This is a genomic window from Clostridium sp. Cult1 (genome assembly GCF_021655095.1).
Classification (GTDB): Bacteria; Bacillota; Clostridia; order Tissierellales; family Tepidimicrobiaceae; genus Schnuerera.
The window spans coordinates 367,516-374,180 of sequence record NZ_PPXW01000001.1 but is presented as its reverse complement, the minus strand read 5'-3'; the positions used below and the strand labels follow the sequence as shown (position 1 = coordinate 374,180).

Annotated in this window: 5 protein-coding genes; 2 read left to right on the top strand and 3 right to left on the bottom strand. The window is 33.3% G+C overall.

Going from position 1 to position 6,665, the window contains the following annotated elements; all coding sequences use genetic code 11:
• Together C3E89_RS01710 and C3E89_RS01705 are read left to right on the top strand one after the other, a co-directional pair.
• Positions 1–1,033: hypothetical protein (locus C3E89_RS01710; protein WP_236910768.1), on the top strand; the 1,033-nt coding region annotated here is incomplete at its 5' end.
• Between the two features lie 161 nt (positions 1,034–1,194).
• Complete coding sequence (locus C3E89_RS01705) at positions 1,195–3,102, top strand: cobalamin-binding protein (protein WP_236910767.1); 1,908 nt, start codon at positions 1,195–1,197, stop codon at positions 3,100–3,102.
• 157 nt (positions 3,103–3,259) lie between these two features.
• On the opposite strand, the gene C3E89_RS01700 is transcribed toward C3E89_RS01705, so the two are convergent.
• From C3E89_RS01700 to C3E89_RS01690, 3 genes are read right to left on the bottom strand one after another with little or no spacing between them, the layout of a single operon-like run.
• Complete coding sequence (locus tag C3E89_RS01700) at positions 3,260–4,120, bottom strand: isocitrate lyase/PEP mutase family protein (protein ID WP_236910766.1); 861 nt, start codon at positions 4,118–4,120, stop codon at positions 3,260–3,262.
• Between the two features lie 11 nt (positions 4,121–4,131).
• The gene (locus C3E89_RS01695) at positions 4,132–5,376 is read right to left on the bottom strand and encodes an SLC13 family permease (protein ID WP_236910765.1); all 1,245 of its coding nucleotides are present in this window, start codon (positions 5,374–5,376) and stop codon (positions 4,132–4,134) included.
• A 12-nt stretch (positions 5,377–5,388) separates the two neighbouring features.
• Entirely contained in the window at positions 5,389–6,579 is a 1,191-nt protein-coding gene (locus C3E89_RS01690) for a M20 metallopeptidase family protein (protein WP_236910764.1), read from the bottom strand.
• Positions 6,580–6,665 lie beyond the last annotated feature (86 nt).

Below are 6,665 nucleotides of genomic sequence, written 5' to 3'. Positions count from 1 at the left end.
ATTATTGATAAACGATAAAGAAGTAGAAGCAGATGAAGAAGGAAACTTTTATGAAAGATTGATAGTAGATGAAGGCGAAAATCTAATTACAGTTAAAGCAGTAGATTTAGCAGGAAATGAAATAATTATTGAGAGAACCGTATTTGTTCAATTAGAAGAACCTACTATAACAAATATATTACCTGATGAGGATGTAGAGCTTAGAGCAGGAGATATATTGACTGTTAGTTTCAATGCTCCTACTGGAGGAACTGGCTACTTTAGATTATTATTACCATCCTTACAGTCCAATAACGAAATTGGAATTCCAATGGTAGAAGAAGATGGTTTATATACGGGAACTTGGATAGTACCAGAAGGAATGGAAGCTGAAAATCTAGAAATTGAAGTTATATATATTAGTGAATATGGATTTGAGATAACAGGGATAGCAGAAGGAAGATTGACGATAGTATTAGAAGATGATGATCCAAGCATACCAGAACCTGCTATTACTAATATTCAACCAGAAAACGATGTAGAACTTAGAGCAGGAGATGTATTGGATATAAGTTTCAATGCTCCAGCTGATGGAGAAGGTTATTACAGAGTATTACTCCCATTTAATATGTCAAATAATATCGAAGGAATTCCAATGACTGAAATGTCAGAAGGGTTATATACAGGAACTTGGACAGTACCGGAGGGATTAGTAGCAGAAGGATTACAAATTGAAGTTGTATTTATAGGAAGAGACAATATTAGATTGGCTGAAATAGCGGAAGGTAAGATAACGGTTATAGGAGATATAGAAGATATGCCAGCTAATGCTGTGATAATGTTGGATGAGGCTTTTGATGAAAAATATTTAGACAGTAACCCAGAAGCCCAATTAAAATTCATAGAATACTCTGAATCTGGACAGGAAATATATATAAAAATAAATAAAAATACTATTACAAATTTAAACGGTGAAATAGTTGATATTGATGTACTACCTGATAGAATAATATACTATAACCAATATGGAAATATTGAAAGATACTCAAAATAGATAGAACCAAAAAGGTCTCTGATTTTTTCAGAGACCTTTTTAGTGTAGTGTATTGTATTTATTGGTTTAATCTACTCCAAAATTGGGTATATTTAGATAAGGGACTTTTAAGTCCCTTATTTGTTGTAGTTTCAATATCTTATTCCAAAGGAGGTTATATTATGTTTGCAGTAGATGGAGATGTATTTGCTTTTATAAAACCATCCCTTGATGCTCATACTTTAGGTATCAATTCAGCTGCAGAACTATTGAGTGACTGTGGTTATCGGATAATTATTGGAGATGAAGATATTGCAAAGGCTATGAATGATATTAAGTACGAAGTAAATCGTCAAAAAGTTTTAGATTGGATTAAAAGCAATAAAGTTACACAGATTGGACTAAGCTATAGGCTAGACCAAGATGAAGCTGTGAATATGGTAGGCTATTTTATGAATGAGCTAAAGAATAATAATATGTTATCTTATCAAGGAGGGGCCATTAAGTCCATATTTTTTGCTGGATTACCTAAAACCTGTGAGATAATAGAAAGAGAACATAAGGGATTTGTCAGAACTTTTAAAGGTGGAGAATCCATACGAGAAACTTTAACGAAAATGGGAGTTCCTGAAGAAAGAATCCCCAAGGATGTTCTAGAGGGAAGTTTATATGATGATCTTAGGATGGAATTTGGGAAAGATATTATTAATTCAGGAGAATATGATTCTTTCAAGCCTATAAATCGAGCGACCTATGATGAATACGGCACTGATGAGGATACAGTAATAAAAAGATTGGATTCCAATTTTAGAAAGCCTTTTATGCCATTGATGCGGGCTCATGTAGGTCCTTATTCATCTTCTATTGATAGGTTGGATTCTGTGCAAGAATTTATATCCTGGGCTAAAGAATTAGCAGATGCTGAATATTTAGATATTTTATCCATTGGGACATCCCAATTAACTCAATCTAATTTTGGTGAGGATTGGGAAGACAAGCCTAATGGTGGAGGAGTTCCTATTAATTCACCAGAAGAGTATAGGATGATATGGGATGCCTCCAGACCACTTTTATTGAGAACCTATGCTGGAACTAAGAACATAGCTGAATTAGCCAAAATTTATGAAGAAACTATTAATATTTGTTGGCATGCATTATCTCTATGGTGGTTTAATAGATTAGATGGAAGAGGGCCCTATGATCTATATACTAATTTAAAACAACATATTGAAACTTTAAAATATATTGCTAAAACTAACAAACCCTTTGAACCAAATATACCGCACCATTTTGCTTTTAGAGGAGCAGATGATGTAACCTATATTGTATCTGCTTATTTAGCTGCTAAACTGGCTAAAAAGGTAGGAGTAAGAACCCTTATATTGCAAAATATGCTAAATACTCCAAGGTATACTTGGGGAATTCAGGATTTGGCTAAGTCTAGAGCTATGCTCTCTTTGGTTAAGACCTTGGAAGATTCCAACTTTAGGGTTATTTTGCAACCAAGAGCTGGATTAGATTATTTTAAACCAGATTTAGAAGAAGCTAAGATGCAATTGGCAGCTGTAACTGCTTTAATGGACGATATAGATCCTCATGATGAAACTAGTCCACCTATTATTCATGTAGTTAGTTATTCAGAAGCTTCTCATTTGGCAACACCAGATATTATTAATGAAAGTATAAAGATTACCCAATTTTCATTACAAAAATATAGGGATTTAAGAAGAGATGGAAAGATAGAAGATATGAGTAGGAATATAGAAGTTCAAGAGAGGATGCTAGAATTATTGGATTCTGCTAAAAATATTATAGCTGGTATTGAAAGATATGTAGATAATCCATATTCAGCTAAAGGATTTTATAAGATATTTGCAGCAGGATTCTTGCCTGTACCTTATCTTTGGGGAGAAGTAGATGAGTTTAAGTATGCTAAAGCATGGAGAACTAAACCAGTAAGGGGCAGTGTGAAAGTGGTAGATCAAAATAATAGAGTGGTAAAATCTGATAAAGTTGTGGATTATGCTAAGGGCAATTTAAAGGAAGTAGCATATGTTTTAAATCAGAAAGTTGATATTACAAGGGTCTAAAAGTAAAACTGATAGCTCTCTACTATCAGTTTTACTTTAAACCAAGAGAGGTTTTTATTTAATGGATGAATTTATCCATGTTAACTGATTATCATAATTTTCATGTAATGCTACTAAATAATGGGTTAATTATATAAAGAAGTATTTATATACCACTTTATTTATTATACATTTTGGAATATTCTTCAGTTAAACTGGTTAAACCCATCATATTATAAATTTCTGTTGGATTAAACATTTTATCCCTATATTTTAGTGTATTTTCTTCTTTCATTAAATTGCAGAGCATATCATACATGGATTTAGCAGCAATTGCCATGGTGGAAACAGGGTATAGACCTATTTTATAACCAAGCTCTTTTATTTCTCCTATAGGAAGATTAGCAGCAACTCCTTTTTCATTCATATTTACTAGAAGTTTAATTTTAGAGTGTTTAGCCACTAATTCAAGCTCTTCTTTGGATTTTATACCATCTACGTATGCATAATCAGCTCCATAATCTTTTGCTTTATTTATTCTATTAATGGCTTCTTCCAATCCATCGGTTATATTAGTAATAGTTCTAAAGATTATAATAAAATCATTAGATACATTTTTTCTAATAGAATCAATCTTGGGTGCAGTTAAATCCCAAGATAAAGATTCTTTACTAGTTGTAGGTAAGGTTTGGGGAAGTACTTGATCATCTACCTGCATACCACAGACATTTAAACTTTCGAATGTCCTAGCCGTGTTACCCACATGTATTGCATTGCCAAACCCATTATCTGCATCGGAAATTAGTGGAATATTTATAGTAGATATTATCTTTTCAATAGATCTGGCAAATTCAGTTAAGTTAAGAAAACCAATATCAGGCTTACCTAGACCTGCTACAGACAATGCACCTCCTGAAAGGAAGACAGCTTTAGCGCCAGCTTTTTCAGCTAATTTTGCAGAAAGACAATCATAAACTCCTGGTACAACTAAAAATTCATTTTGGTCTAATATTTTTCTTAAAGTTTTTTTATTATTCATTTCATCATCTCCTAAACTCCATAAATTATAACACAAGATATTGTAGTAACTATCCAAAATATTATAGCTAATGGAATACCAACTTTCATATAATCTTGAAAATCATACCCGCCTGCTTCCCAGACTAGAAGATTTGGGCCAGTTCCAAAAGGGGTACATAGTGCAGCAGATGCAGCCATAGCAATTGCCATAACAACTCCTCTTGGATCTAAGCTGGCAGATTGTGCTACTAATATTCCCATGGGTACCAATATTGCAGTTAGGGAGGTATTCATTAAAAATTGAGTAAGTATTATGGTTATTCCAGTTACGGCTGCATATAGAAATGTTGGTGACAATTTAGTTAAATGAAGGGATAACCCATCTACAATATAATCTGCAGCGCCCGTTTCGATCAATGCTGTACTCAATGGGAATATTCCAGCAACTAGAAACAAAGTTGTTACACTAAAGGAATCAATTGCTTCCTCTACAGTAATACAATTAGTAAGAACTACTAATAAGGCGCCTAATGCTGCAGCTAAATGCATTGGTAATAGGCCACTTGCCATACAGTAGATGATGAATATAAAAACTACTGCTACTATTATCATTTTTTTAGGGGCTTTCTCAGCTAATTGAGGAAGATTGTCTTCAGAAATATCTTTTACAGGCATTAATTTAACTCCCCAGAAATACATATAGATTAAACCTGCAATTGTAACAGGTATACCGATTTTTGCAAATTCGAAAAACCCAAAGCCTTCATATCCTGCGTCAACAAGTAAACCATTTGCTACAATATGTGGAGTAGTTCCAATTAAAGTAATGGTACCACCTAGAGAAGCGAAAAAGGCAAGGGACATTAGTACTTTTGATAAAGGAACTTTAGCTTTTTTTGCCATAGAACTAACTATTGGTATAAGGCATCCTGTAGTTCCAGTATCATTTAAAAAAGCAGATAGCCCAGCTGCTACTATACCTGAACCCATCACTATACCCTTTTCACTTTTTCCTAATAGACCTATTAACTTCTCACCAATTAGGTCTGCAAGGCCTGTCTTGAATATAGCTGCACCAATAACCAATAAACTCATAAAAAATATTACAGTTGTGTTTGCAAAATCAGCAAAAGCCGTTTTTGCATCTAGTATTCCAAGTAATGCTAATGTTATTGGAATTCCTGCTCCAATTAGAATAGGATGTATTGGCTTCCAAATTAAAAGTACCACTGCAGCGAAAAACACAATAATTGCTAATATAGCTTGTAATGTCATAGGATCACTCCTTTATATTTTTGAATTATTTAATAGTGAAATGATGGCATTACTCATAAATTTCACTCCTGTTTCAATGCTTCTTTCATCAAAGATTATTTTAGAATTATGGAGTGGTAGTTTTGACTCTTCTGTATCATTATGAGTTCCTAATCTAATAAGAGCGCCAGGAATTTTTTCTAAATAGAAAGCAAAATCTTCACTCCCCATCGATGAGCTATCTAACCATCTAATGTTTTCATAACCGATAGAACTATAAGAGGATTCTTCAAGTACATCAATAATATTAGAATCATTAATTACTGGTGGGGATATATTTTCATATTTAATTTCAGCTTTAGCTCCAAAGCTTTCTGCTTGATATTCTATTAGAGATTTGATTTTTTCTTCAATTATTTTATTAATAGAGGGACTTAAAGTCCTTACAGTCCCTTCTCCAATTGCATAATCAGGTATTATATTGGACGTATTTCCTGCTGTAAGTTTACCAAAGGATATAACAGCAGAATCAATAGGTGGAATATTTCTTGATACGATAGATTGAATAGCAGTTATTATATATGAAGATACAACAATTGGGTCAATTCCTCTATGGGGATGAGCAGCGTGGCCGCCTTTTCCAGTAATTTTGAAAGATAGATTAGAACTGGATGCCATCATGGGGCCCTTCTTTAATCCAATAGTACCTGCTGGTAGATCTGGCCATGTGTGCAGTGCTAGGATGGATTTTACTTGAGGAGTTTCCAAAATACCAGATTCAATTGCTTCCTTAGCGCCTGTAAAATTTTCCTCACCACTTTGGAAAATGATTCGAAGGTTACCTTTTAAATAATCCTTGAATTTATTGATGACTAAGGCTGTACCATATAGAACAGTTGTATGGATATCGTGCCCACAGGCATGCATAACGTTTTCATTTTGAGAAGCAAATAATAAACCGGTTTTTTCTTCCATAGGTAAAGCATCTAAATCAGCACGATATGCTATAGTATCTCCTTCTTGGCCACCTTGAATAAGGGCTGTTACACCAGTATTAGCCTTTATGGTTATAGCTTCAATACCATTTGCTATAAGTTTTTGTTGAATCAATTTTGAAGTTTGTATTTCCTTGTTGCTTAATTCCGGATTCCTATGAATCTCTCTTCGCAAAGAAATCAATTCTGGAAGAATTCTATTAATATAGACATTAATTTGTTCTTTCAAAATCCCACCTCCTATTTATTAGTTTGTAACTTTAATGTAACATATGATTAAATTGTTATCCAATATCAAAAAGTAATATATATTAT

What these genes read in the sequence shown, in the direction of transcription:
- C3E89_RS01705 (WP_236910767.1), top strand. Translation starts at nt 1,195, where the DNA reads ATGTTTGCAGTAGATGGAGATGTATTTGCTTTTATAAAACCATCCCTT.
- C3E89_RS01700 (WP_236910766.1), bottom strand. Translation starts at nt 4,120, where the DNA reads ATGAATAATAAAAAAACTTTAAGAAAAATATTAGACCAAAATGAATTT.
- C3E89_RS01695 (WP_236910765.1), bottom strand. Translation starts at nt 5,376, where the DNA reads ATGACATTACAAGCTATATTAGCAATTATTGTGTTTTTCGCTGCAGTG.